The organism is Streptomyces sp. NPDC028289, assembly GCF_055565975.1.
Genome location: NZ_JBVHTI010000005.1, coordinates 685215 through 709690, shown reverse-complemented (window position 1 = coordinate 709690; position 24476 = coordinate 685215). Strand labels below are relative to the sequence as shown.

Annotated in this window: 22 protein-coding genes and 1 pseudogene; 10 read left to right on the top strand and 13 right to left on the bottom strand. The window is 72.3% G+C overall.

Annotated elements, in window-relative coordinates:
• Positions 1–99 precede the first annotated feature (99 nt).
• A complete protein-coding gene (locus ACZ4UV_RS28030) occupies positions 100–519 on the top strand; it encodes a DUF3151 domain-containing protein (protein ID WP_294005701.1) in 420 nt (139 codons plus the stop codon).
• A 9-nt stretch (positions 520–528) separates the two neighbouring features.
• Here ACZ4UV_RS28030 and ACZ4UV_RS28025 read toward each other — a convergent pair whose 3' ends face one another.
• The 4 genes from ACZ4UV_RS28025 to ACZ4UV_RS28010 all read right to left on the bottom strand — a co-directional run bounded on the left by ACZ4UV_RS28025 (position 529) and on the right by ACZ4UV_RS28010 (position 3208).
• Entirely contained in the window at positions 529–1119 is a 591-nt protein-coding gene (locus ACZ4UV_RS28025) for a hypothetical protein (RefSeq protein ID WP_451020443.1), read from the bottom strand.
• Positions 1116–1544: an ATP-binding protein gene (locus ACZ4UV_RS28020; RefSeq protein ID WP_390048630.1), complete on the bottom strand. Its 429-nt coding sequence runs from the start codon at positions 1542–1544 to the stop codon at positions 1116–1118. The genes ACZ4UV_RS28025 and ACZ4UV_RS28020 overlap by 4 nt, the downstream gene beginning before the upstream one ends.
• A gap of 250 nt (positions 1545–1794) precedes the next feature.
• A complete protein-coding gene (locus ACZ4UV_RS28015) occupies positions 1795–2580 on the bottom strand; it encodes a zf-HC2 domain-containing protein (protein ID WP_390048632.1) in 786 nt (261 codons plus the stop codon).
• A gap of 25 nt (positions 2581–2605) precedes the next feature.
• Positions 2606–3208 (bottom strand): sigma-70 family RNA polymerase sigma factor, encoded by a 603-nt coding sequence (locus ACZ4UV_RS28010; protein WP_467841534.1) that lies wholly within the window; start codon positions 3206–3208, stop codon positions 2606–2608.
• A gap of 170 nt (positions 3209–3378) precedes the next feature.
• Here ACZ4UV_RS28010 and ACZ4UV_RS28005 point away from each other — a divergent pair, with 170 nt between their 5' ends.
• From ACZ4UV_RS28005 to ACZ4UV_RS27995, 3 genes are read left to right on the top strand one after another with little or no spacing between them, the layout of a single operon-like run.
• Positions 3379–3909, top strand: a complete 531-nt coding sequence (locus ACZ4UV_RS28005; RefSeq protein ID WP_467841531.1) for a cupredoxin domain-containing protein — start codon at positions 3379–3381, stop codon at positions 3907–3909.
• Complete coding sequence (locus tag ACZ4UV_RS28000) at positions 3906–4898, top strand: metallophosphoesterase family protein (protein ID WP_451020440.1); 993 nt, start codon at positions 3906–3908, stop codon at positions 4896–4898. Before ACZ4UV_RS28005 ends, ACZ4UV_RS28000 begins: the two co-directional genes overlap by 4 nt.
• Entirely contained in the window at positions 4895–5572 is a 678-nt protein-coding gene (locus ACZ4UV_RS27995) for a hypothetical protein (RefSeq protein WP_467841528.1), read from the top strand. The genes ACZ4UV_RS28000 and ACZ4UV_RS27995 overlap by 4 nt, the downstream gene beginning before the upstream one ends.
• Before the next feature lie 128 nt (positions 5573–5700).
• On the opposite strand, the gene ACZ4UV_RS27990 is transcribed toward ACZ4UV_RS27995, so the two are convergent.
• The 8 genes from ACZ4UV_RS27990 to ACZ4UV_RS27955 all read right to left on the bottom strand — a co-directional run bounded on the left by ACZ4UV_RS27990 (position 5701) and on the right by ACZ4UV_RS27955 (position 13771).
• Entirely contained in the window at positions 5701–7212 is a 1512-nt protein-coding gene (locus ACZ4UV_RS27990) for an MFS transporter (RefSeq protein ID WP_467841525.1), read from the bottom strand.
• 73 nt (positions 7213–7285) lie between these two features.
• Positions 7286–8308, bottom strand: coding sequence for a class II fructose-bisphosphate aldolase (gene fbaA / locus ACZ4UV_RS27985; protein WP_352364163.1), 1023 nt, complete (start codon positions 8306–8308; stop codon positions 7286–7288).
• A 161-nt stretch (positions 8309–8469) separates the two neighbouring features.
• Positions 8470–9018: an orotate phosphoribosyltransferase gene (pyrE, locus tag ACZ4UV_RS27980; RefSeq protein ID WP_450897790.1), complete on the bottom strand. Its 549-nt coding sequence runs from the start codon at positions 9016–9018 to the stop codon at positions 8470–8472.
• Between the two features lie 10 nt (positions 9019–9028).
• Entirely contained in the window at positions 9029–9817 is a 789-nt protein-coding gene (locus tag ACZ4UV_RS27975) for an aldose epimerase family protein (RefSeq protein WP_467841521.1), read from the bottom strand.
• Between the two features lie 240 nt (positions 9818–10057).
• Positions 10058–10783 (bottom strand): SRPBCC family protein, encoded by a 726-nt coding sequence (locus tag ACZ4UV_RS27970; RefSeq protein WP_390048648.1) that lies wholly within the window; start codon positions 10781–10783, stop codon positions 10058–10060.
• Between the two features lie 63 nt (positions 10784–10846).
• A complete protein-coding gene (locus ACZ4UV_RS27965; protein WP_467841517.1) occupies positions 10847–12523 on the bottom strand; it encodes a polyamine aminopropyltransferase in 1677 nt (558 codons plus the stop codon).
• Positions 12524–12608: 85 nt separating this feature from the next.
• Positions 12609–13139, bottom strand: coding sequence for a DUF2617 family protein (locus ACZ4UV_RS27960; RefSeq protein ID WP_451022145.1), 531 nt, complete (start codon positions 13137–13139; stop codon positions 12609–12611).
• A 332-nt stretch (positions 13140–13471) separates the two neighbouring features.
• Positions 13472–13771, bottom strand: coding sequence for a hypothetical protein (locus ACZ4UV_RS27955; RefSeq protein ID WP_351486957.1), 300 nt, complete (start codon positions 13769–13771; stop codon positions 13472–13474).
• 140 nt (positions 13772–13911) lie between these two features.
• Between ACZ4UV_RS27955 and ACZ4UV_RS27950 the strand changes: the two genes are divergently transcribed.
• Positions 13912–15102 carry a pyridoxal phosphate-dependent aminotransferase gene (locus tag ACZ4UV_RS27950; protein WP_451022144.1) on the top strand — a complete coding sequence of 397 codons (1191 nt, stop codon included), beginning with the start codon at positions 13912–13914 and terminating at the stop codon, positions 15100–15102.
• A 379-nt stretch (positions 15103–15481) separates the two neighbouring features.
• Here ACZ4UV_RS27950 and ACZ4UV_RS27945 read toward each other — a convergent pair whose 3' ends face one another.
• Positions 15482–18556, bottom strand: a complete 3075-nt coding sequence (locus tag ACZ4UV_RS27945; RefSeq protein WP_467841512.1) for an FG-GAP-like repeat-containing protein — start codon at positions 18554–18556, stop codon at positions 15482–15484.
• Positions 18557–19006: 450 nt separating this feature from the next.
• Here ACZ4UV_RS27945 and ACZ4UV_RS27940 point away from each other — a divergent pair, with 450 nt between their 5' ends.
• The 5 genes and pseudogenes from ACZ4UV_RS27940 to ACZ4UV_RS27920 all read left to right on the top strand — a co-directional run bounded on the left by ACZ4UV_RS27940 (position 19007) and on the right by ACZ4UV_RS27920 (position 24466).
• The gene (locus ACZ4UV_RS27940) at positions 19007–19264 is read left to right on the top strand and encodes a type II toxin-antitoxin system Phd/YefM family antitoxin (RefSeq protein ID WP_189263334.1); all 258 of its coding nucleotides are present in this window, start codon (positions 19007–19009) and stop codon (positions 19262–19264) included.
• A 10-nt stretch (positions 19265–19274) separates the two neighbouring features.
• A complete protein-coding gene (locus tag ACZ4UV_RS27935) occupies positions 19275–19535 on the top strand; it encodes a Txe/YoeB family addiction module toxin (RefSeq protein WP_451022142.1) in 261 nt (86 codons plus the stop codon).
• Positions 19536–19692: 157 nt separating this feature from the next.
• A pseudogene (locus ACZ4UV_RS27930) lies at positions 19693–20055 on the top strand (aminotransferase); the annotation flags it as partial.
• A 306-nt stretch (positions 20056–20361) separates the two neighbouring features.
• Positions 20362–24120, top strand: a complete 3759-nt coding sequence (locus tag ACZ4UV_RS27925) for a hypothetical protein (protein ID WP_467841507.1) — start codon at positions 20362–20364, stop codon at positions 24118–24120.
• Positions 24110–24466 (top strand): hypothetical protein, encoded by a 357-nt coding sequence (locus ACZ4UV_RS27920; RefSeq protein WP_390048666.1) that lies wholly within the window; start codon positions 24110–24112, stop codon positions 24464–24466. Before ACZ4UV_RS27925 ends, ACZ4UV_RS27920 begins: the two co-directional genes overlap by 11 nt.
• Positions 24467–24476: the final 10 nt, after the last annotated feature.

Here is a 24476-nt window from a genome sequence, read left to right as displayed (position 1 = left end):
GCAACGTAACCCGGATACGGCAAGGCCCGCCCGTCGGGAACGCCCGTCCGGCGGCGACGGGACGCCGGGTGAGGTTGTCGGCGGTGGCAGACTTGCGCCATGACGACGCACACGAACCTGCTCGGCGGCCCGGAGCCGACGTATCTGCCGGAGAACGAAGAGGCGTACCGCCTGCTGGGTGAGGAGTCGCTGGCTCCCGTCGAGGTGGCGGCGAAGTTCCCGACCTTCTCGCTGGCCTGGGCGCTGCTCGCCGACGAGGCGTTCGAGCGCGGCGCGGTCGTCGAGTCGTACGCCTACGCGCGCACCGGCTACCACCGCGGGCTGGACGCCCTGCGCCGCGCCGGGTGGAAGGGGCACGGCCCCGTGCCCTGGGAGCACCGGGCCAACCGGGGCTTCCTGCGCTGCCTCGCCGCGCTCGCCCGCGCCGCCGGTGAGATCGGCGAGAAGGACGAGAACGAGCGCTGCTGGCAGTTCCTGAAGGACAGCAGCGCGGAGGCGTACGCCGAGCTGCACGGATAGCAGGGCGGTTCAGCTTCCGGGGCACCCGGCGGCCGTCCAGGCGGCGTACTCCTGGCGGACGTAGAGCCGGCGTCTGCGGGCGAGCGTGATCGTGTCGGGACGGTACGGGCCTGCCACCAGGTCGGGATGACGGCGGTCGTACCGGACGAGTCGCTCGGCGGTCTCCGCGGCGGCCGCGGCCGGGCCGGGGGCGCCGCCCAGGGCCATCCGGTCCATGAGGGCCGCCCTGCGCAGCAGCCAGGCCCGTTCGGCGGCCGTCGGGTCGACCGGGGGGCCGGTGACCGGCCCGGCCCGGCGGCCGTCGCGTTCGGCCCCGAGCGCGAGCAGCCGGTGCATCTCGCGGCGCAGATCCGGCGCGTCCGCGTAGGCGCGGGGGCGGGTGCCGCAGCGTCGGCACGGCGCGGTGTCGTGGCCGGGGGCGTCGGGGACGCCGGGCTCGCCGTGGTCGAGGGCCGATGGAGGCGCCGCGGACCGTGCGGGAACGCCGGCCGGTCGCGGGCAGCCGTCGACGGGGCACGGCTTGTGGGTCGCGAGGGCCCACTCGCGGGGTCGTACGGCGACCCGGTGCCGCGGCTCGCCCGGAGCACCCGGGCCGGTCATGCCGGACACCTCAGGCAGGCGCGGACCTCGCGGCCGCCGCCGGTCTGGTGGACCTCGGTCGACTGGGCGAGGTACTGGACGATGCCGGTGCCGCGGCCGTGTTCGTCGGGGGCCGCGTCGCGGCGACGGCGCTCCACCGTCGTGCCGGAGTCGGTGACGACGATGTGCAGCGTGCCGTGGTCGAGGGCGAGCGACAGGGTCATGTGCTCGCGGCCGTACTGGGCGGCGTTGGCGGCGAGTTCGTCGACGATGAGAACGGCGGAGTCCCGCTCGCTCGCGGGCACGCTCCAGGTCTCCAGCAGATCGGCCGCGAAGTGACGGGCGGCGGAGACGTGCGCCTCCTGCGCGGGCAGGGTGAGCAGCGCCTGGTAGCGGCAGGGCTGGCCGGGCAGTGCACCCGGGCGGGGCGAATCGGTCACGAACATGGTCTTCTGGCTCTTCCGTGGAGGTGCGGAGACCGGAACGGGGGGGGAGAGACCGCCGACACTGCCGGGGGTCCGGGTACCGGTCCTGCGTTGGATGCGCTCATTCAGTTCCACGGATGGCAGGTGCCCGATGGTTCGAGCCGTTCGAACCTTTTGTCGGGATTCTCGCGAGTCGCGTTGTGGCCGACGGCAAGTCACCTACGGAACGGGCTGGTTGGCGGTACGCCGTACCGGCATCGGTCTCAGCACCTCACGCCCGGATGGTGACCAGCTTCTGGCCGTCGCCCGCGAGGATCTCAAAGTGCTGGATGTCCCCCGGGGACATGGCGACCGCCCCTGGGACCGTGGTGCCGGGAGGGTATTCGCCCGCCCGCCAGGTGGCGCCGTCCGCCCTGGCGCCGCCGGGCCCAACGGCCTGGAGCCGGCAGGTGATTCCGGCCGGCGCCCCCTTGGCGTGGACCTGTAGGACACTCCCCCATGCGGAGGGGTAGACCCGCACCGAGGCGGTGACACCGGTGGCGGGGTCGCTTCCGGAGAACGTGCGCCAGGCGGTCGGCGCGGTCGCCCCGGGCGGCGTCGCCTGACTGGTCACGGATCCGACCGTCGCCAGCCACGTGCCGCCGACCGCTGCCGCGATGAACGTCAGGGAGGCGGCGGCACCGGCCAGTTGCAGCCGCCAGGTCCTGCGCCGCCGGACCGCGGCCCGCTGCAGCAGGCTCTCCAGCACACCCGCCTGTGGTGGTGCCGCCACCACCGGCGGCGCGGGCGAGGAGACCTGCGCGCTCTCGGCCGCCTGGGCCACCAGCCGGTCGGCCAGGTCGCCGTCGGCCGCCGGAATCGTCCGGCCCGCGGCTTCGGCCTCGGCCTCGGTCACCGTCGCCAGCAGCGCGGGCAGTCCCGCCAGCCGGACGTGTTCGGTCCGGCACTCGTCGCACTCCGCGAGGTGGACCCGCATCCGTTCCATCTCCGCCGAGGGCAGCGCGCCCAGGACGTATCCACCCAGCGCCAGCCGGAGGGCCTCGTGCTCCGCGCTCACGGTCGCCACCTCCCGCACATCACGGTCACGGCTCGATCCCCCGCTCCTGGAGCGCCAGCCGCAGGGCGTGCAGGGCGTAGTACGTCCGCGACTTCACGGTGCCCAGCGGGATGCCCAGCACCTGTGCGGCCTCCGCCATGGTCCGCCCCCGGTAGTAGGTCTCCAGCAGCACCGCGCGGTGGTCCGGGGACAGCGCCCGGAGGGCGTCGGCGACCGCCCAGCTCTGCAGCGCCTGCTCGATCTCGTCCTCGCCCGGGGTCTGCTCGGCGGCCCGCTCCAGCGCCTCGCCGCCGGCCTCGGCCGGCCTGGCCTGCCGGGCCCGGTGGGCGTCGATGACCACATGCCGGGCGACCGTGCACAGCCACGCCCGGGCCGGGCCGCGTGCGGGCTCGAAGGCGGCGGGGTGCTGCCACGCCCGCAGCAGCGTCTCCTGCACCACGTCCTCCGCCCATTGCCGGTCTCCTGAGGTCAGTCGCAGCACGTAGTGGAACAGGGGCCCTGCGTGCTCCGCGTACAGAGTGCGCAGCAGCTCCTCATCCGCGGTCGAAAGCGTTCCTCTACCGGATACACGGCGCGCGGAGCGATCCGGATCAACCCTTTGCTCACGCTTTCGGAAACTCCGGGGCATAAGTCGATGATCGCGCACATGTACTTCTTTGTCCTGTAACGCAGGGCGCGGTACAGGTAGCGCTCCGCATCACGGTGAAGAAATCCCAGAAAAGCGTATATATGCCGAACCGTATGGCCGTCGCCGTCCGTGGAGCCGGACAAGAACCCCCATACGGCAAGGGATCAGACGTGACCGAGACACACCACCCCCCGAACCCCCACACGCCGGGCCGACGCTCGCGCACTGCGGCCGGGCTGGCCCTCGCCACCCTCGCCACCGCCGGCGCGCTGGGGCTCCTCAGCGCATGCGGCCAGTCCTCGCACTCCTCGTCCACCGGAGCCGGCGCCATCACGCCCGGTCCGGGCCGGCACGGGGCGGGCTTCTCTCCCGGCGCCTCGCCGATGCCCGGCATGAGCATGCCCGCGAGTCACTCGACCACGGGCACGCAGGCCGCGCCGGTGACCGGGGACGCCGTCGCGATCCAGAACTTCGCCTTCTCTCCGGCCACGCTGAAGGTGAAGGCGGGTACGACGGTGACCTGGACCAACCAGGACACCGACGCCCACACCGTCACCAGCACCGGATCGGGCGGCCCGCTGCGTTCCGCCGCCCTGGCCACGCACGGGACCTACAGCTACACGTTCACCGAACCCGGCACCTATGCCTACCTCTGCACCATCCATCCGTTCATGACCGCCACCGTGGAGGTGACCCGATGACCGCCTACGACGCCTACGACCCCTACCGCGAACCCGCTGAGCCCGCTGCCGAACACGGCATGACGCGTCGTCAACTCATGAGGCACGCAGGGTGGTTCGGCGGTGCGGTGGTGCTGACCGTGGCGAGCGGAGAGGTGATCAGCCACATCGCCGACTCCCGGGGCACCGACGCCGAGGCCGCCGCTGCCACCACCACGGCGGGAACCGGCACGCTGCGGTTCGTGCAGGTCTCCGACAGCCACATCGGGTTCCAGGGCCCGGCGAACACGGACGTGGCCGGCTCCTTCACCGAAGCGGTCAACCAGGTCAACTCGCTCGGATTCAGGCCCGACTTCGTCATGCACAGCGGCGACCTGACCCACCTGTCCACGGCCGGGCAGTTCGACCAGGTCAAGCAGATGATGTCCGGGCTGAAGACGGACCGGGTCTTCACCGTGCCGGGCGAGCACGACTCCATCGGCGACGCGGGCCGCGCCTACCGGCGCGCCTTCGGCACGGGCACGCTCGGCGACGGCTGGTACAGCTTCGACACCCACGGCGTGCACTTCATCGCCCTGGTCAACACCCTGAGCCTGGAGAAGCTCGGCCACCTCGGCAACGACCAGATCGACTTCGTCCGCAAGGACCTCGCCGGCCTGCCCTCGGACACCCCCGTCGTGGTCTTCAGTCACATCCCGCTGTTCGCCATGTACCCGAAGTGGGGCTGGAGCACCGACGACGCCCTCAAGGTCATCGCCCTGCTGCGCCGCTTCTCCTCCGTCACCTGCCTCAACGGGCACGTCCACCAGCTCTTCACCAAGACCGAGGGCAACATCACCTTCCACTCCGCCACCACCACCGCCTACCCCCTGCCGAAACCGGGCCGTGCCCCCGCCCCCACCCCGCAGGTCGTCCCCGCCCGGCAGCTCAAGGACGCACTCGGCATCCGCAGCGTCGGCTACCGCCAGGGCGACCGCGAGCTGGCCGTCAAGGATCAGAGGCTGGCATGAACGGCCGAAGACTCCTCGTCCTCGCCCTGCGGTGGGCGACTGCCGCAACCCTCGCCGCCGGCGGTTACGTCCACGCCCTGCTGTACGTCGACGGGTACCGCTTCGTCCACGTCATCGGCCCTCTGTTCCTCCTCCAGGCCGGCGCGGCCTTCGCCCTCGCCGTCCTGCTGGCAGCAGGGACGCCGCCCCTGCTGCTGAGGGCCGCCGCGGCCGGCGTCGCGCTCGGCGCCCTCGGCGGCTTCGCGGCCTCGCGCACGGTCGGCGTGTTCGGGTTCACCGAACACGGTCTGCAGCCCGCGCCGCAGGCCGCCCTCAGCCTCCTCGCCGAGACCGGCACGCTGCTGTTCCTCGCGGCCTGGCAGCTGGCCCTGGCCTCGGCCGGACGACCGGAGGCACCTCCCGGGCGCCTGGAACCACGCCCGGGAAGCGCCTGGCCGAGCCCGCGGCTGCGCGAACTGAGGGACACCGTGCGCGTCCTGCTCGGTCTGGACGACGACACCGCGGTCGTGATCCGCCAGCTCAGGTGCGACGCACGCGGCCGCCCACCACTGGAAACCGTCGTCGAGGTACTGCCGATGGACGGCGGCGAGGCGCACCGCTGGACCCTCCACCGCCCCGCCGACCAGATCACCGAACACGACCTGCGGACCACCCTGCTCCGCCGTCGGCAGTAGCCTCCACTCCCGCGCCCTGAAGGGGCGCCGGGGGTACCCCCGGCCGAAGGCTGGGGGAGGAACTGCGCGACCAGCCACGACGGCGCCGCAGTCGGCAGACGGCCTCTGCGGCACTTCCCGCGGAGCGTCTAGTGGGCCTTCGCCTCGATCGGCGGCGACGTCACGTTCCCGTGGGTACGGCATTCCGGGCGTACGCAGCCCGGTGCCGGCCTGCGGACCAGGGCGAAGGCCAGGGCCGCGCCGACCACCAGGACACCGGCGCAGATGGGCATGGCCCGGTCGAACGCCGCGTCGAACGCCGAGGGCGACCGGTACGCCTCCGGGCTCATCCCGGCGAGCAGCGGCAGCGCCGCCACCGCGATCAGGCTGGCGGCGCGGGCCGCCGCGTTGTTGATGCCGCTGGCGATGCCCGCCCGGGCCGTGTCCACGGAGGCGAGGACGGAGGCGGTGAGGGGGGCCACCAGGGTGACCATGCCGACGCCCTGCACCAGGACCGCCGGGAGGACGTCGGTCAGGTAGTTCGCGTGCTCGCCGACGCGCAGCATCAGGAGCATCGCGGCGGCGCAGAGCAGCGGGCCCACCGTGAGGGGGATGCGGGGGCCGATGCGGTCGGCCAGGGCACCCGAGCGGGCCGAGAAGAGCAGCATCAGGGCGGTCGTCGGCAGCAGCGCCGTGCCGGCGGCCAGCGCCGAGTAGCCCGCCACCACCTGGAGTTGGAGCGCGGTGAGGAAGAAATAGCCGCCGAACGCGCCGTACACGCACAGGGTGACGATGTTGAGCGCCGTGAACTGGCGGGAGCCGAAGATGTCCAGCGGGAGCATCGGGTCCTGGCGGCGCTTCTCGACGTACACGAAGGCCACGCCGGCCGCGACGCCCGCCACGGCGAGCAGGGCCACGGTCCCGGCCTCGATCAGCGCGTACGTCACCAGGCCGAGGGCGACGGCGCCGAGGACCGCGCCGAGGACGTCGAAACGGCCGTGGCTGCGCTCTCCCCCACTCCCGGCTTCTCCCCCACTCCCGGCTTCGCTCGAGCGGGGGGACCCCCATGAGCGGGAGGTGCCCCCAGAGGACTCCGGGACGTGGCGCAGGGCGACCGGGACGCAGAGCAGCGCCAGCGGGACGTTGAGGAGGAAGACCCAGCGCCAGCCCGGGCCGTCCACCAGCCAGCCGCCGAGGAAGGGCCCCACAGCCGCGCCGATGCCGCCGAAGCCGGACCACAGGCCGACCGCGCGGGCCCGGTCGTCGGGGTGGAAGGAGGCCTGGATGAGGGCGAGGGAGCCCGGGGTGAGGAGGGCGCCGCCGATGCCCTGGAGGGCGCGGGCGCCGATCAGTACGGCGTCGGTCGGGGCCAGGCCGCACATCAGGGACGCGGCCGCGAACCAGACGACCCCGATCACGAAGATCTTCCGGCGGCCGTACTGGTCGCCCAGCGAGCCGCCGAGCAGGATCAGGCCGGCCAGCGTCAGCATGTACGCGTTGACCGTCCACTGGAGCGCGGACAGGCTCGCGTCCAGGTCCTCCCCGATGCGGGGCAGGGCGACGTTGACGACCGTCGAGTCCAGCATCGCCATGCTGGAGCCGAGGACGGTGGTGAGCAGGATCCACTTGCCCTGTGAGGAGGCCAGCCGGACGTCGGGCATGGGTCCAGATATACAGCGGACCCGGCGCTGTCGACAGAGGAAGACAGCCGCCGGGTCCGGACCGTGATACGGACTACTTGATCTTGTTGCCCGCCGAGCGCAGGTTCTGCGTGGCCTCGACGACGCGCGCGGCCATGCCGGCCTCGGCCAGCTTGCCCCAGGTGCGCGGGTCGTAGGTCTTCTTGGAGCCGACCTCGCCGTCGACCTTCAGGACGCCGTCGTAGTTCTTGAACATGTGATCGGCGACCGGACGAGTGAAGGCGTACTGGGTGTCCGTGTCCAGGTTCATCTTCACGACGCCGTTCTCCAGCGCGGTCAGGATCTCCTGCTCGGTGGAGCCGGAGCCGCCGTGGAAGACGAAGTCGAACGGCGACTGCTTGCCGAACTTGGCGGCCACGCCGTCGCTCAGCTCCTTCAGCAGGTCGGGGCGGAGCACGACGTTGCCCGGCTTGTACACGCCGTGCACGTTGCCGAAGGAGGCGGCGAGCAGGTAGCGGCCCTTCTCGCCCAGGCCCAGGGCCTCGGCGGTGCGGATCGCGTCGTCGACCGTGGTGTAGAGGGAGTCGTTGATCTCGTGGGAGACGCCGTCCTCCTCGCCACCGGTCGGGGTGATCTCGACCTCGAGGATGATGTTGGCGCGGCGGGCCTGCTCCAGGAGCTCCTGGGCGATGGCCAGGTTGTCGGCGAGGGTCTCGGCGGAGCCGTCCCACATGTGCGACTGGAAGAGCGGGTTGCGGCCGTTCTTCACCCGCTCCTCGGAGATCGCGAGCAGCGGGCGTACGTACCCGTCGAGCTTGTCCTTCGGGCAGTGGTCCGTGTGCAGCGCAATGTTCACCGGGTACTTCTCGGCGACGATGTGCGCGAACTCGGCGAGCGCGACCGAGCCGGTGACCATGTCCTTCTTGTACTGACCGCCCAGGAACTCGGCGCCGCCGGTCGAGATCTGGACGATGCCGTCGCTCTCCGCCTCCGCGAAGCCGCGCAGCGCCGCGTGCAGGGTCTGGCTCGAGGTGACGTTGATGGCCGGGTAGGCGAACTTGCCTGCCTTCGCCCGGTCGAGCATCTCGTTGTAGACCTCGGGGGTTGCGATGGGCATCTGTCCGCTCCTTGAGTGTGCGGGTCGGCGTACTGCTTTTTTCTTACGGCCCTGACCTAGACCTTGGGGGCGACGTCATCGTCGTCCCCATCTTTCCAGACATGAACCGATGCTCCGGGCGTCGGTCAAATCCGGGTCAATCCCACTCGTCAACCGGGGTGTCAGTCCAGCCCCAGTTCATCCTTCGAGAAGGCGAACAGGTACGGCACGCCGGCCTGCTCCGCGATCGCCTCGGCCGCGCCCGTCGCCCGGTCCACGATCGTCGCGACGGCGACGACCTCGGCGCCGGCCTCGCGCAGCGCCTCCACGGCGGTCAGCACAGAGCCGCCGGTGGTGGAGGTGTCCTCGACGGCGAGGACGCGGCGGCCCTTGACCTCCGCGCCCTCGATACGGCGCTGCAGGCCGTGCGCCTTGCCTGCCTTGCGCACCACGAAGGCGTCCAGCGTCCTTCCGCGCGCGTGGGAGGCGTGCAGCATCGCGGTGGCCACCGGGTCGGCGCCCAGGGTGAGCCCGCCGACGGCCTCGAAGTCCAGCTCGGCGGTCAGGTCGAGCATGACCTGACCGACCAGCGGGGCGGCCTGGCCGTCCAGCGTGATCCGGCGAAGGTCGATGTAGTAGTCGGCCTCCTTGCCCGACGACAGGGTCACCCTGCCGTGCACCACGGCCTTGTCCTTGATCTGTTGCAGCAGCTCAGCGCGTACGTCCGTCATGCCGACCAGCTTAGAGGCGCGTCCACGTCCAGGTGGTCGCGGCTTCCAGCGGCTCCAGGGGCGTGACGAGCCGGGGGAGCGTGTTCAGCCCGTTGGGCGGTCCGGTCTGCGGCTCCACGCAGACGGCCTCCGCCTGCTCGTCGTAGACGACGACCCACTGCTCGCGGCTGGTGACCTGCAACTGCAGCTGCCCCGGCCAGGTCAGGGTGACGTCGACGCCGTCGGGCATGCCGAAGCAGTCGTCCCAGGGGCCGGGCTTCGGGTCGATGCGGTTGCCGGTGGGCAGGTGGTCCGCGCCGCGCTCCTCCTGCCAGGCGGGGGCGAAGTCCACCTGGGCGTCCTGGCCGCCGAGGTTCCGGTTGAACCAGGGGTGCCAGCCGATCTGCGCCGGGAAGGAGTCGTCGTACGTCTCCACGGACATCGTCAGCGTCAGCGAGTCCTCGGCGAGCTGTACGACGTGGGTGACGCGGGCGGGGTGCGGCCAGGGGGAGCCGAGTTCGCACGTGATGACGGCCTCGGTCGCCGAGACCCGCGCGGTGCGCCAGGCACCGTCGCGGGCGGTGCCGTGGATGGCGTGCGGCGGGGAGTTGAGGGGCATCTGGACGACGGTCGCGCCGTCGAGGAAGCGGCCGTCGCGGATCCGGCCGCACCACGGCACCATCGGGAAGCAGCCGAAGCGGTCGCCCTGGCGGAGGAGTTCGAGGGACCCGACTTCGAGGCCGGCGATCCGGCCGCCGTTGCCGGGGTGCAGGCGGAGGGTGGCGTCGCCTGCGGTCAGCGTGATGTCTTCGTTACTCACGGGATGAGAGTAGTGGGGGGGCGCGCCTTGCGCTTCGGCTGCGGGTGCGTGGGGGTTGCTCGCGCAGTTCCTCCCCCAGCCTTCGGCTGGGGGTACCCCCAGCGCCCCTGACAGGGCGCTGTTCAGCCACGTCCTGCATACCCATCTGCGGGCAGCTTCGCCAGGTGCCCCCAGGGCGGCACGGGTGGGTGCGGGCGGCACTCTGCCGGCGCCGGTGAGTGTCCCCACCCCCGGGCCCCGTCAACGGCGGCGCCGCAGCGCTCTCGTCACCACGATCGCCGATGCGAGCGCCAGTGCCGCTGCCGGGGCGGCCCAGCGGAGGGCGGAGGCTCCTGCCACCGTCTGGGGTGCCGGGACCGGCGCGTAGCGGCCCCGGGGCGGCGCGTGGTCGACCTCCTCCGCGCTGCGGCCGATCATCGTCCGGCGCGCGTGCGCCGCCTCGGCGAAGATCTCGGGGAGCGGCTCCACCACCGGCTCCGGCTCCGGTGCGAGGGACGGGGGCGGGACCTCCGTCTCGAAGACCGAGGGCGGTTCGGCGGCAGGCGCCGCCGCCTCCCCCAGCCCCTCCGCGAAGCGGCCCAGCAGCCTCGTCGCCGCCGCCTGGACCGCCTCCGCCGACAACTCGGCGACCCGCCCGTCCGCGGAGGCCGTACCGGTCACCGTGACCGTGCACCCCTCGCCCGTCTCCGCGAGGCGGAACGTCAGCGCCAGCTTCACCGTGCCGGTGCCGCGGGCCTCGGTGGCGTCACCGTCGACCGCGTAGGAACCGTCGTCGTGGGCGCTCACGCGCAGGGAGCCCCGGTAGGTGATCGAGTGGCTGCCGATGCGGACCTTGAGGCGGCCGGTGCCGGGGTCGGCGCCCGCGTCCTGCTGGAGGCCGGGGACCGCCCGGGCGACCCGCGCGGGGTCGGCCAGCGCCTCCCTGAGCCGCGAGGCCGGGGCCGGGACGTACACCTGGTGCTCCATGCCGACTGAGCCTACCCAGGAGTCCGTCCGGCACACCCTCCCCGGCGCACCGGCCGGGTCCGTTCAGTACCGCGGGTGCACAAGCGTCGACGGAGGCAGCCCGGCCGCCGGCGTCTGCAGCGCGTCCCGCTCCAGTCCCCCTTCCGTGAGCGTCCGCAGCCGTGGACCGTCGGCCGGGAGGCGCAACGGCGGCCCGTGGGAACCCGCCGTCGCGAGGAGGAAGCCCCAGTCGTGCGGGGCCCTGGACTCGCCCGCCGAGCGGTCGGGGCCCGGGGTGAAGCCAGCGTCCTGGCCGAGGACCCGGTAGGGCGTCGTGGCGAGGCCCGCCGCCCGCAGGGTCGCGGCGACCGTCCAGAACGCGCGGGGGCGGGCCTGGACCGGTCCGGCGTGGACGACCAGGCGGCCGCCCGGGGCGAGGACGCGGCGGACGAGGCCGTAGAACTCCTGGGAGTACAGCTTGGTGCTGGCGGTGATACCGGGATCGGGCAGGTCGGCGATGACGACGTCGTAACCGGAGTGACCGGAGTGACCGGAGTGACCGGAGTGACCGGAGTGACCGGAGCGGGGCGCCTCGCGCAGCCAGTGGAAGGCGTCGGCGGTGACCACGTGCACGTGCGGGTCGTCGTAGGCGTGGCCGTTGAGCGCGGCGAGGGCGGGGTCGTGGCGGGCGAGGCGGACCAGGCCCGCGTCGAGTTCGACGATGTCGACGCGGTCGACGCCGCGGTGCCGCAGCACCTCGCGCGCGGCCATGCCGTCGCCGCCGCCGAGGATCAGCACGCGCGCGTGCGGGCCGGTCATCGCGGGGTGGACGAGGGCTTCGTGGTACCGGCGTTCGTCGCGGCCGCCGACCCGCAGCCGGCCGTCCAGGAAGAGGTCGAGGGGGCGGCCGTGGGTGCCGCCGGTGAGGACGATCTCCTGGACGTCTGTCTGCAGGGCGACCCGGACGTCGGCGCCGTAGACGGCGTGCCGTGCGGCCCGTTCGAAGTCGCCGACGAGGACGGCCGCGGAGGCGAGGAGGCCGAGGACGGTGACGCCCGCGACGAGGAGGGTCCAGCGGGCCCGGCGGGAGAGGTCGCGGCGGAACAGGCCGAGGACCAGGGCGCCCCCGGCGACGACGTTGACGGTGCCGGTGAGCAGGGTGCCCGTCAGCTGTCCGAGGAAGGGCAGCAGGAGGAACGGGAAGGCCAGGCCGCCGACCAGCGCGCCCACGTAGTCGGCGGCGAACAGGTCGGCCACCGCGCCGCCCGCGTCCTGGCGGCGGATGCGCTGGATGAGCTCCATCAGCAGCGGCACCTCGGCGCCGATCAGCAGACCGATGGCGAGGGAGAAGGCGACCAGCAGGCAGCGCGGGCCGGCGGCCCACAGTCCGCCCCAGCCGCCGGTCCAGGCGAAGACGGCGTACAACGCCATGGCGCTGCAGCCGCCGACCAGCGCCAGCGCGGCCTCCACCGCGGCGAACCCGGCCGCCGCGTGCCGGCGCAGCCGCTTCGCGGCGAGTGAGCCGACGCCCATCGCGAAGACCATCACGGACAGCACGACGGAGGCCTGGGTGACCGAGTCGCCGATCAGGTACGAGGCGAGGGCGACGAGTTCGAGTTCGTACACCAATCCGCAGGCCGCGCAGACGAACACGCATGCCAGCACCAGGAAGCGGCCCGTCCCCGGCCGCACGGGCAGCGGCGCGGGGGCGGCCCAGGACGGCGGTGCGCCGGGAGGGGCCGGTGCGTGCGGATCGATCACTCTGCGACGTTACGTCACTCGCTCGGTACGCTTCGTCACCCACACGTGTGGAACTCGCGGCCTTTTGACGCCCCGTTGGTTTATGTCATCCGGCCACGGGGCGGGACGCCGTCACCCGTACGCCGACCCTCGTCCGGGTCGCCACCAGCTGGCCGTCCTGCGGGTAGGCGTGCCAGGTCCGCCAGTGCACCTGGCCCTCGTGGCGCTGGGCCAGCATCGCCGTGAACGCGTGCGGGCTGCCCGGGAAGACCCCGGCGAGGCCGTGAGGATGCTCGGAGACGAGGGCCAGCAACTCCTGGGCACGGCCCGCGAAGGAGCCCGGTGACAGCACCTCGACGCGGGCCGCGAACTCGTACTCCCAGTCGCCGTTGCGCTTGGCGACCCCGAGCGGCAGGGGGGTGCTGGACCCCGGGATGCACGCCACCGTCTCCGAACAGCCGCCGCGCTCCTCCTCCAGGAGCACCTGGTGGGACGCGCCGAGCAGTCTCAACTGCAGCTTCGCCCCGGTCAGTTCCAGGTCGAGGGTGGCCAGGGCGGGCAGTGGCTCGCGTCCCAGGGCCCAGGCGAGGTCGGCCGCGCGCGTATCGGTGTAGGTGGTGTTCAGGGTCGTGAGCATGGATCGGCTCCGCTAACACGCAAAAGGGGAGGAGTGTGGTCCGGCGCACCTCGGTCGACACCGGGAGATCGGCCCGGCCGGCCCAGCCGGGGGAGGGTGTCGTCAGGACGTCCGAGGCGCTGCTTTGGTGATTTAGAGGGAATCATGAACTGTGGCGCCGCCACAGCGTTTTTACCCAACTTCGTGGGGTTTCCATCCCTCAGGGGGCTCCACAGCTCAACTGTTCAACCACGTGGTGCGCCCCACCGCTCCTGGCGTACGCCGGGGCGCCCGGCGAGAGCTCCCCCGCTCTCCGCCCGGACGCCCCGGTCCCCCGCCGCCTGCGCGGCCGCTCAGTTGCCCCCGCCGCAGCCCCCACCGCCGCACGACGAGCCACCGCCGCAGGAGGACCCGCCGCCGCACGAGGAGTGCCCGCCACCGCAGGAGTGGCCACCGCCGTGGTGCCCCCCGTGATGACCCCCGTGCGAGGACGACGACCCCGAGTCCCCGGCCCACCAGCTGCCGGAGCTGTCGTAGGAGGAGGACCCGCCCCCGCGGTACGCCCCCTTGCCCCGTGCGCCCCTGCGGACCGCCGACGCGACGATCGCGAGGCAGATGACCGCGGCCACCACCACGATGAAGACGGTGCCCATGGCGTCACCTTCTTTCCGTTCCCCCGAAGGCGACCCCCCGTGGGCGCCCCGGCCGCCGCGAGAACGCGGCGTGCCCGGGGGATGCCCGGCCGCCTCACCAGCCAAAGCAGAGTTGAGGAACTCCAGAGCTTGGGCGCAGGATGACTTGCATGACCTCCAGCGCACGCCCGCTCCTGAACCGCCGGCTGGCCGAGTTCGGCACCACGATCTTCGCCGAGATGTCCGCCCTCGCCCTGCGCACCGGCTCCATCAACCTGGGGCAGGGCTTCCCGGACACCGACGGTCCCGAGGAGGTCAGGGAGGCCGCCGTGCGCGCCCTGCGCGAGGGGCACGGCAACCAGTACCCGCCGGGGCCGGGCGTCCCCGAGCTGCGCACCGCGATCGCGGCACACCAGCAGCGCCGGTACGGGCTGTCGTACGACCCGGACGCCGAGGTGCTGGTGACGGCGGGCGCCACGGAGGCGATCGCCGCCGCCCTGCTCGCGCTGGTGGAGCCAGGGGACGAGGTGGTCGCCCTGGAGCCGTACTACGACTCCTACGCGGCGAGCATCGCGATGGCGGGCGGCACCCGGGTCCCGGTCACCCTGCGCCCCGACGCCGGCGCCTTCCGCCTCGATCTCGACGAGCTGCGCGCCGCCGTGACCCCACGCACCCGCCTCCTGCTGGTCAACACTCCGCACAACCCGACCGGCACGGTCCTCACCCGCGCCGAGCTCACCGCGATCGCGGAGCTGGCGGTGGAGCGGGACCTGCTGGTGGTGACCGACGAGGTGTACGAGCACCTGGTCTACGACGCGGCGGAACACGTGCCCCTCGCCACCCTCCCCGGCATGCGCGGACGCACGGTCACCATCGGCTCGGCCGGCAAGACCTTCTCCTTCACCGGCTGGAAGGTCGGCTGGGTTACGGCCACCCCGAATCTGGTGGCCGCGGTCCGCTCGGCCAAGCAGTTCCTGACGTACGTCGCCTCCGGGCCCTTCCAGTACGCCGTGGCCGAGGCCCTGCGCCTGCCCGACTCATACTTCGCGGACTTCCGCGCGGACATGCTGGCCAAGCGGGACCTGCTCGCGGGCGGCCTGGAGCGGGCGGGCTTCAAGGTCTTCCGCCCGGCGGGTACGTACTTCATCACCACCGACATCCGGCCCCTCGGTGAGAGCGACGGTTTCACCTTCTGCCGTGCACTGCCGGAGCGCTGCGGGGTGGTCGCGATCCCCAACGCGGTCTTCTACGACCACCGCGAGCAGGGTGCGCCATTCGTACGGTTCGCCTTCTGCAAGCGCACGGAGGTGCTGGAGGAGGCCGCCACCCGGCTCAAGACGCTGGCCGGGTAACGGCCGACAGCCGTACCAGCAGGGGTCCCGGCCTGACTCACGCCGCAGCGCGTAGATGACGCAGGCCATGGAGCGGCGCGGTGGACGGACGAGCACGACTGCTGACGCGGAGCTGCACGACCGGGTGGAGCGACTGCCGGTCCACCGACCTCGCCGGCCTCCCTCGGCTGGGCCTGCCGCGCGGCACGCGAGCGGGTGCGTGAACACGGTTCCGGCTGGGTCACGGCCAACGGCCCGCTCGGCTCCGCCGTCCCGACGGCGGAGCAGTACCTGACGTACGTCGGCGCCGGCCTCCGCCGCAAGCGCGACCTGCTCGGCAACGACCTGCCGGCAGCCGGGTTCGAGGCCGACCAGCCCCGTGGCGCGTTTTCGTCACCGCTCAGAAGATCCCCTTGTACCCCCGCCACCCGGTGGCGATCTTCGTGCGGGCGCCGAACGCCCCCTTGCCGTTGCCGTTGTTGCGCCACAGGTTGCCGGAGGTGTCGCGGGACAGGAGGTCGGCCTTGCCGTCGCCGGTGAGGTCGCCGACGCCGATGACGGTGTCGTACGAGCCGCCCCAGGCGGAGTACAGCTTCACGCGTGCGGAGAAGGTGCCCTTGCCCGTGCCGAGACAGCGGTACAGGTTGTTGGACTTGTCCTGGGCGACCAGGTCGCCGATGCCGTCGCCGTTGAGGTCGCCGACGCCCACGATCTTCTTGTACGTCTTCCAGTCGGCGTAGAGCTTCACGCGCGCGGAGAGCTTTCCGGTGCTCGTCCCCTTGTAGAGGTAGACCGCGCCGGTGGCGGAGTTGCGGGCGATGAGGTCGGGACGGCCGTCGCCGCTGATGTCGCCGGGCGAGGTCAGGACGTCGTACTGGTTCCAGCCCTTGCCCAGCGAGGTGTGCGGGGTGCTGGTGAGGAACGCCTGACCGAGCATGGTCCGGTACACCCGCAGTTCGCCGCTGCTGAACCGGACGAGGATGTCGTTGCGCCGGTCGCCGTCGAGGTCGCCGAACGGGACGAGCTTCACGGAGGTGGGCCAGCCGGAGGCGGACATGGCCTTGCCCAGGGTGCCCGTGCCGGTGCCCGGCCGGTAGCTGATGGTGCCGGAGGAGTTGAGGGTCAGGACGTCGCCGGTTCCGTCGGGCGCCCAGGAACCGCCGCCGGTGAAGTCGTGGCGTACGGCGGCTCCGTCGGACACCTTCACCGTCTGCGACACGGTCAGCGCGCGTCCCGAGCCGTCGGCGGGCGGGATCGTCACCGTGAGGGCGTAGGTGCCGTTGGGGACGAACGCGCCCCTGGCGTCGCGGATGTCCCACCGGACGGTCAGGTCGCCCTGCACCGCCCCGCCGGACAGGGTGCGGACGACGGCACCGGTGGCCTTGCTGGTGAGGGTGGCCGTCCAGGAGGCGGCGGGCTTGGAGAGGAGTCCGCGCCACTGCCACCACGGGGCGCCGGCCGCGCTGCTCTCTCCGGCGTTGCCGGTCGTCTCGGACTCGACGGCGGAGAGCGGCTGGGTGGCGACCCCGCTGGGCACCAGGTGGATCCGGTGGTCCGCGTCGACGTAGGCGACGGGCCCGCCGAACTTGTCCACGGTCCAGGTCGTCCCGCGGCCGCCGGACGTGGCCGCCGGGAGGTCGGCTATCTCACGGGTGGCCGCGGTGCCGTCGGCGAAGTCGGTGAGGAGGAGCGTCCCGGTCGTCGTGTCCTGCCGGACGAGGTATCCGTCGCCGAGTTGGACCTGGCCGGAGGGGACGGGGATGTTCTTCTTCGCCGTACGGTCCCAGACGCCGGCCGTCCCGCCCGTCCCGCAGGACCAGTAGATCCAGCGGCCCACCACCTGGAGCTCCTTGGGGACGCACGGCGCGCCGGTGCTGACGGTGGTGGCGGTCGCGCCGGTCTTCAGGTTCCTGGCGGTGACGACACCGTTGCCGGAACCCGGCGTCCACAGGCTGGTCCCCCAGACGGAGGCGGCTGTGACGGAGCGGGTGAGGACGGGCTGCAGGTCGGTGTAGACACCGAGGTCGCCGACGTACTGCTTGCTGGGGGAGGAACCGTTGACGACCGCGTAGCGGCCGGTGACGTCGAGGACGGTGCCGGAGGCCGACGGCAGGTAGAAGAAGCCGGCCTGGTCGTCGCTGTCGACGGACTGGACGTACGAGCCGACCGGGTCCGAGTCGGCGGTGAACGTCACAGCGCGGCCGTCCCCGGTGGCGTACGGCCCCGAACCGAGGCCGTCCCACTTCCGCCAGGTCCGGGTACCGGGTGTTCCGTCCGCGGCGACCGGCCGGGTGTAGTACGCGCCCATGAAGCTGCTGTCGGCCTCGTCGGTGGCCAGGGTGCCGTTCTCCAGCGACAACCGCGTGATCTTCGCCGCCATCGGCGGTACGGCGGTCAGTTCGGCCGGTACCGGGATGTCCGCGCCTGTGCCGGTGACCCGGCGTACCGCCCAGTGCCCGGCGTCGGTGCCGCCGACGACCAGCAGGCTGCCGTCGGGGGCGGGTACGACGGAGCTGTTCGCGTGCCGGAGCAGCGTGACCGGGGCGCCGCCCGTGACGGGGACGGCCATGAGCTGCTCGCCGGACTCGTCGGCCAGATTGGAGGGGTCCGACGGCACGGTACGGGCCACCACCAGCCAGCCCCCGGTGATGCCGACCGACGGGGTGCCCTCGGTGCCGGGCAGAGTCACCGTCGTCCAGGGGGAGGTGAGGTCACCGCGGTCCAGGACGTGTGCCGTCGGCGTGGTACCGGACGGGTACCAGACCAACCGGTCCGCGCTCAGCGCGACGCCTGCCGGAGCGGCGGACAGGGTCACGTCGCCGGTGACCTTCGCCGCAGCCAGGTCCACCAGCGCCAGATGCTGCACGCCTCCCAGCCCGTAGCCGACGACGGCGGTGCCGCTGTCGCCGCCCAGCACCCGGAAGTTCGACGTGATCCCGGCCGGCCACCCGTCGACGAGGGTGCCGTCGGCGGGGGCGCCGTCGCCGTAGAGCCACAGCCTGCGGCTGCCGTCCGTGTCCTGGGCCTGGGTCAGCACATGGGCGCCGTAGGTGGCCACGTATGTGCCGTGGGTGAGGGTGACGTCGGCGCTGGTGGCGGCGGAGAGGTCACGGAGGACGACCTTCTGGGTGGGCGAGACGACATCGGTCACGATGTCGGACGACGAGCCCAGGTAGCCGGCGAGTTCGAGTCGCGACAGTTCGCCCAGTTCGGTCGTCGCCCCGGTGGCGTACGACGTCCACAGATAGCCGGAGCGCCCCTCCTGGGCGTGCAGGTAGCCGTCGGCACCGGCGCTGTAGAGCCGGTCGGCGCGGGGCTGGTAACGGTCGGCCTGGAAGACCTTCTCGGTCGCGAGTGGGGTGCTCCCGGTGCCGTCGCCCGCATCGGCCGTGCCGACGAGCGGACCGGGACCGGCGACAACGGTGAGGACTGCCAGCGCGGCGACGACGCCGCGGGCGGTGGTACGACGAGCCATCGTCGCCTCCTGAGGGCTTCCGGCGTAAAGAGGCGTGACGGAGGTCGGCGGTCGGGAAGGCGTGTGTTGATACTGCCGCGACATATCCGCCCCCCGAACTTCCCCCCCACGCGCGGCGAGTTGAGGATAACAGTGGCCACAGGTTTCTCTGAGGCACGGTAGGACGAGATCCTGATCGTCTTCGCGACGGCCACCGCGTCGGCCCCCCAGGCCCCTTCTCGGCGCACCTGCCGTTGTCGGTGACGTCGATGCCGTCGCCGCACGCCGGACAAAATGCCCCCTTCCGCAGCGGGCGCCCCCTGCGTCCGGCTCGCATTCCCCGTCGCCCGCCCCGCCCCACCCGCCCGGAACGTCCGCACCGGAGGCCGCATGCTCCCGGCCGTGGTACCGGCGCTTGCCGCACCACAGAGCGAGACGTACAATTTCTTGTACGTCGAAGGAGGGTTGATCGTGAAGACCATGACGTATTCCGAGTCCCGCGCGCGGTACGCCGAGGTGCTCAACTCCGTCACCGACGACCGCGAGGAGGTCGTCATCACCCGGGCCGGACATGAGCCGGTCGTCATCGTCTCCCTTGAGGACTACGAGTCCCTGAAGGAGACCGCGTACCTGCTGCGAAGCCCGGCGAACGCCCGGCGCCTGCTCGCCTCCATCGACGAGCTGGAGAACGGCGGCGGCACCGTACGCGAGCTGGCGACCGACGGATGACGGCCCCGAGTTGAAGATCACCTTCTCCTCCCGCGCCTGGGAGGACTACCTGTGGTGGCAGCTTCAGGACCGGAAGATCCTGAAGCGCATCAACACGCTCATCGCGGACATCGCCCGGAACGGCAACGAGGGGATCGGCAAACCGGAACCGCTCAAGCACGGATTCCAGGGCTACTGGTCGCGCCGCATCAACGACGAGCACAGACTGATCTACAAGGCCACCGGAGACGCCGTCCTGATCGCACAGTGCCGCTACCACTACGAGAGCTGACCGGTGAACCGCGGCGATCCGCCGGTCCCGTCCCATCCGCACGGCGCGTTCAGTCGTACGGCGGAGAGCGGCGGACTTCTCGGCCCGCGCCTCGGCCGGCGACGGCTGACCCTCGTGGGCCCGGTGCGCCACGCGTGAATGGGGGCACGAAGGAGGCGTGGCCCGGGTGACGTCGACGCCGGAGCCGGTCACGGCGGTGCGGTCGGCGAAGCAGTTCCTGACGTACGTCGCCTCGGGCCCCTTCCAGTGCGCGGTCGCGGAGGCCCTCGCACGTCCCGACGCGTACTTCGAGGCGTTCCGCCGGGACATGCAGACCAAGCGGGACACCCTCGCGGCGGGGCCGGCGGAGGCGGGCTTCGAGGTCCACGACACCGCCGGCACGTACTTCATCAGCACGGACAGCCGCCCGAACGCGGTCTTCTACGACCACCGGGAGGCGGGGGCGCCATTCGTCCGCTTTGCGTTCTGCAAGCGGGCGGAGGTTCCCAAGGAGGCGGCGGAGCGGCTGCGCCGGCTCGCCCAGCCGCCGTGGCGCCGCGCGTGGCACACCCCCGGCTTTACTTCAGCAGAGCCGGGGATGGGAAACTCTTTACCGAACTCCTGTTTCCTGTGTACCTTCTGTGAGGCCCTGAGGGAGAGGGCGCGGGGGACGTGTGCCTGACCAGTACACGCGATACTCGACCAGCTGACCGCTTCTCTCGACGAGGCTGTGTCCGCAATCCGACCAAGGCTGTCGCACAGCCATGCCCGCCTGCTCTCTTCCTGGGCCGAACCAATCGTCCAGAAGACAGGCGACAACATGCGAAGAGCCTTGCGCTCAAGGGGGATGGCGGGCACCGCACTGGTGGCGGCTTCCGCGGTACTGACGGGACTGGTGTACGCGGCGCCCGCCCGGGCCGACGATCCGCCGCCGCAGGATCCGGACACCGGCCGGTTCCGGATCAGCCTCGGCGAACAGCCCCGTGTCAACCGGTGCACGGCCGGCGTGGCCCTGCACATCGGCGGCCCCGCCCTGAAGTCGGCGGCCGCGAAGGCGCTGAACGGCACCGATGCCGATCTCGCCACCGCTCTCGACGGCGTTCTCTGGGGCCTGGGCCCCCTCGGTGACGCCCTGTCCAAGGACAAGGACGGCGTCACCGAGTACCTGAACCAGTCCAGGGCCCGCAAGGAGCGCTGGGAAGGCGCGAACAAGATCTACGCCCAGACCGGGTGGGACTCGGGCACCAGCTACCACGCCCCCGAGTTCGACACCGACGTCGTGGCGTTCACCCTCGGCCCGCAGCAGGACCTGTACGGCCGGCTGGGGCAGGACGGCCGGAGCGTACCCACGCCGGCCTCGGTCGAGCAGGCGAAGAAGATCGCCGCCGCGATCGAGGGCCAGGACAGCTGGAACGATTTCGCGGCCGGCTCCATGTTCCGGGACGGCGACGTCAAGGGGCCCTACAACTCGACCACCGCGAGCGACGTCGCCTCCTTCCTGCGCCACGGTGGCTTCGTCACCAAGCCGCTGGAGGAGGGCTCCGCCGAGTACCGCATGGAGGTGGAGGCCCTCAAGGTCGCCTGGGGCGACTGCGACAGCTTCAACCCCGTCGACGCCCGGCGGATCCTCACCCCCGTGGTCGCGACGGCCGACCAGGAGTGGGAGCAGGAGTACGCCGCCCAGGCCAAGCCCCGTGCCACCATCATGACCGCGGAGGCGAACGCGTCCGCGGAGGCCCGCAAGGCCACCGAGACGATGATCGAGTCCATCGGGCAGGCATGGCTGGCCGAGCAGATCCTCCTCTGGCAGAAGTACTGGGCCGCCCAGCCCAAGGACGACATCCACCGGCCCAAGCCCGCGGTCTTCACCCAGGCCAAGGCGGACCTGGCCACCGCCCAGAAGAAGGCCGCCGATCAACTGGCGCTGGCCAACAAGGCGGTGACTGCCGCCAAGACGGCCGCGGAGCAGGCCGCCACCGCGCAGAACGACGCGTACGTCATCGCCGACGCGGCCAGGACACCACGCGGTCGCGGGCTGTTGTACGCGCAGCAGTCGGTGCAGGTCGCCAAGGCCTCGTACGCGGCGGCCCAGGCGGCGGCGAAGGCCACGCAGACCGCGGTGAACGCCGCCAAGGCGACGGTGGCCGACAGCAAGGCGCTGTTCGCGCTGTCGCAGAGCCAGGCCCACGCCGTCAACACGGAGTTCCGGCGGATCGCCGCGCAGGAGGCGGCGGCGCAGGCGAAGGCGGCAGCCGCGTCCGCGGACGCGCTGGCCAAGGAGGCCGCCGCCAACGCCACCAAGGCGAAGAACGCGCAGGCCACCGCCGAGCGGGCACAGGAGACGGCCCGCGCCGCCGCAGAGACCGCCAAGGCACAGCGGGCCAAGGCCGAGCAGGAGAAGGGCCTCGCCGCGACGGAGCGCCGGAACGCGGCCGACGAACGGGCCAAGGCGAAGGCGGCCGAGCAGCGGGCGGCCGACGAGCGCGAGACGGCCGGCGCCGCCCGTAACCGGGCGGAGGACGCCGCGAGGACGGCCGACGAGCAGCTCACCACGGCACTCCTGGCCGAGGGCCAGGCCTCCGCCGCACGGGAGAAGGCCGAGGAGGCGGAGCGCACCAAGAAGGCCACCGCCGCCCGGGCCGCCGCCCTGGAGTCGGCCGCCGCCGCGGCCGTCGGCACCAGCGCCGCCGGCGAGACCCGGGAGGCGGCCACCGCCGCCCGAACCGCCGCCGACGACGCGGCCGGCGCGGCCGGCCGGGCGCACGCCGCCGCCGGCGAGGCGAGCACCGCGGCGCAGAACGCCCGCGCCGCCGCCACCCGGTCCGATGCCGCCGCGCAGCGCTCCCGCGCGGCCGCCGACAAGGCGTGGTCGGCCTACCAGACGGCCGTCGCCGCGGGCGCGGTCGCGCACGCCGCGGCAGCCGAGGCCATCGACGCCTCCGAAGCCGCGGCGGCGAACGCCGCCGAGGCCGAGAAGGAGGCCAAGAAGGCCCAGGCCGCCTCTCTCAAGGCGAGCCAGGAGGCCCAGGCGGCCCGCGACGAGGCCGCCAAGACCAGGGCCTGGGCGGCGGAGGCCGCCGGACACGCGTACGCGGCCGGCCAGGCGGCCGCCGCGGCCCGTGACTCGGCGACCGAGGTGATCAAGCCCGCCAACACCGCCATCGCGGCGGGCACCCCGTACCGGGAGTCGGACACCGCGGCCGCCTTCGCCGTGCTGATCGGCCAGACCTCCATGTCGCTGTCCGAGCAGCAGGCAGCCGCGGCCGCCGCCAAGGCCAAGGAAGCGGCCAAGGCCGCCGCCGACGCCAAGGCGCTGGCCGACAAGGCCGCCGGCGACGCCAAGCTCGCCGCGCAGGCGGCAGCGGCAGCGGCGGCCGACGCGGCGGCCGCGCTCAAGTCCGTGGCCGAGGCCCGGGCCTCGGCAGCGGAGGCGGCCAAGGCCGCCGAGGCGGCGAAGAAGGCCGACGCCAGGACCAGCGAGTACGTCGCACAGGCGGGCACCGACTGGTTCTACGCCGACAGCGCCGCTCGCGACGCCTCCAGCGAGGCCGCCGCGGCGGACAACGAGGCCACCGAGGCCGAGAGGAGCGCCACGAACGCCCGCGCCTCCGCCGACGCCGCCACCCGCGACTCCGGCGCCGCGGACTCGGCGGCCACCCGGGCGGAGAAGGACGCCGACGCCGCGGAGAAGTCCGCGGCCAACGCAGGCGAGGACGCGAAGGCGGCCGACGGGGCGGCCGACCGCGCCGAGCAGGAGTTCCTCAAGGAGCAGGAGGAAGCCCGCAAGGCCGCGCTGGAGGGCCCCAAGCCCGACACGGGAGCGGACCTCTCCCAGAGCGAGGAGGCGCTGCTCCTCGCCCAGTGCGGCCAGTCCTGCGTGGACGACTTCCGAGCGGCCAGGCAGCTGCTGGCCATGGACGTCATGGACTGGGTGGTCGACAACGGCGGCCAGATCCTCCTCGACGAGCTGGGCTACACGGACGCCAAGAAGTGCTTCACCCAGGGCGACGTCGAGGGCTGCCTGTGGACGCTGGTCAACGTCATCCTCGTGGGCGCGGCCGTCACCAAGGTTCCGGCCGTGGGCAAGGCGATCTACCGGGTCAGCAACGGCATCTACTCCTTCTGGGAGAAACTGGACAAGGCCAAGGACACCCTGGACCGGCTCCGTACGGTCCTGGACCGGGTCAAGAAGGGCCAGAGCGCCGTATCGTGCCTCCTCGCGGCAGGCACCGCCGCCGCCCGGCCGGCCGCGTTCCACGCGGCCACCACGAAGACCGCGGCACTGGCCGCCGCCGGCAAGCCGAAGATCTGCGTGACCTCGGCGCTCGGCAAGAACAGCAGGCTCGCCAAGCTCGCCGAGAAGTCCACGAAGAACGAGGACGTGCAGCGCGAGATGAACCAGCTGATCAACAAGCTGATGGACGGCAACGACCAGCCGGGCAGGGGCTCCAAGGCCCTCTCGCACGGCATCCGGTACCTTCGGAGCGACAAGGGCGCACGGCTCTTCTTCCGCGAGGTCGAAGGCGGCTTCGAGATCATCGGCAAGTCCGACAAGCCGAACGAGCCGAACGTCATCAAGGAGTTGCTGAAGATCTATGGCTCATGAGCCGCTCGTGACCGTGGAGACGGCCGACTTCTCCGTCACGTACGTACTCGGCCTGGAGGACGACGCCGACACCGTCGAGGACGTCGACGCGGTCATCCGCGCCCGTGACGGCAAGGGGTGGACCGCCAGCTTCATGACTCCTCGGAAGATCGCCGAGGTGATGGACCGCTGGTCCACCACCGGCGAGTGCGCCGACGGCCTGTATCTCCAGATCCCCGACCTCGTGATCGTCCGCGAAGCCGGCCTGGACGCCATGACCAGGGCCCTGGTCGACCTCTTCGGCACATACGGCATGGACACCGACGTCCTGCCGCGTTTCGAGGCCGACGAGGACGAGGACGACTGACCTCACGTAC

Excerpts from the sequence above, each read along its gene's own strand:
- ACZ4UV_RS28030 (WP_294005701.1), top strand. The coding sequence starts at position 100 with ATGACGACGCACACGAACCTGCTCGGCGGCCCGGAGCCGACGTATCTG.
- ACZ4UV_RS28025 (WP_451020443.1), bottom strand. The coding sequence starts at position 1,119 with ATGACCGGCCCGGGTGCTCCGGGCGAGCCGCGGCACCGGGTCGCCGTA.
- ACZ4UV_RS28020 (WP_390048630.1), bottom strand. The coding sequence starts at position 1,544 with ATGTTCGTGACCGATTCGCCCCGCCCGGGTGCACTGCCCGGCCAGCCC.
- ACZ4UV_RS28010 (WP_467841534.1), bottom strand. The coding sequence starts at position 3,208 with ATGCCCCGGAGTTTCCGAAAGCGTGAGCAAAGGGTTGATCCGGATCGC.
- ACZ4UV_RS28000 (WP_451020440.1), top strand. The coding sequence starts at position 3,906 with ATGACCGCCTACGACGCCTACGACCCCTACCGCGAACCCGCTGAGCCC.
- ACZ4UV_RS27995 (WP_467841528.1), top strand. The coding sequence starts at position 4,895 with ATGAACGGCCGAAGACTCCTCGTCCTCGCCCTGCGGTGGGCGACTGCC.
- ACZ4UV_RS27990 (WP_467841525.1), bottom strand. The coding sequence starts at position 7,212 with ATGCCCGACGTCCGGCTGGCCTCCTCACAGGGCAAGTGGATCCTGCTC.
- fbaA (WP_352364163.1), bottom strand. The coding sequence starts at position 8,308 with ATGCCCATCGCAACCCCCGAGGTCTACAACGAGATGCTCGACCGGGCG.
- pyrE (WP_450897790.1), bottom strand. The coding sequence starts at position 9,018 with ATGACGGACGTACGCGCTGAGCTGCTGCAACAGATCAAGGACAAGGCC.
- ACZ4UV_RS27970 (WP_390048648.1), bottom strand. The coding sequence starts at position 10,783 with ATGGAGCACCAGGTGTACGTCCCGGCCCCGGCCTCGCGGCTCAGGGAG.
- ACZ4UV_RS27960 (WP_451022145.1), bottom strand. The coding sequence starts at position 13,139 with ATGCTCACGACCCTGAACACCACCTACACCGATACGCGCGCGGCCGAC.
- ACZ4UV_RS27955 (WP_351486957.1), bottom strand. The coding sequence starts at position 13,771 with ATGGGCACCGTCTTCATCGTGGTGGTGGCCGCGGTCATCTGCCTCGCG.
- ACZ4UV_RS27950 (WP_451022144.1), top strand. The coding sequence starts at position 13,912 with ATGACTTGCATGACCTCCAGCGCACGCCCGCTCCTGAACCGCCGGCTG.
- ACZ4UV_RS27945 (WP_467841512.1), bottom strand. The coding sequence starts at position 18,556 with ATGGCTCGTCGTACCACCGCCCGCGGCGTCGTCGCCGCGCTGGCAGTC.
- ACZ4UV_RS27925 (WP_467841507.1), top strand. The coding sequence starts at position 20,362 with ATGGCGGGCACCGCACTGGTGGCGGCTTCCGCGGTACTGACGGGACTG.
- ACZ4UV_RS27920 (WP_390048666.1), top strand. The coding sequence starts at position 24,110 with ATGGCTCATGAGCCGCTCGTGACCGTGGAGACGGCCGACTTCTCCGTC.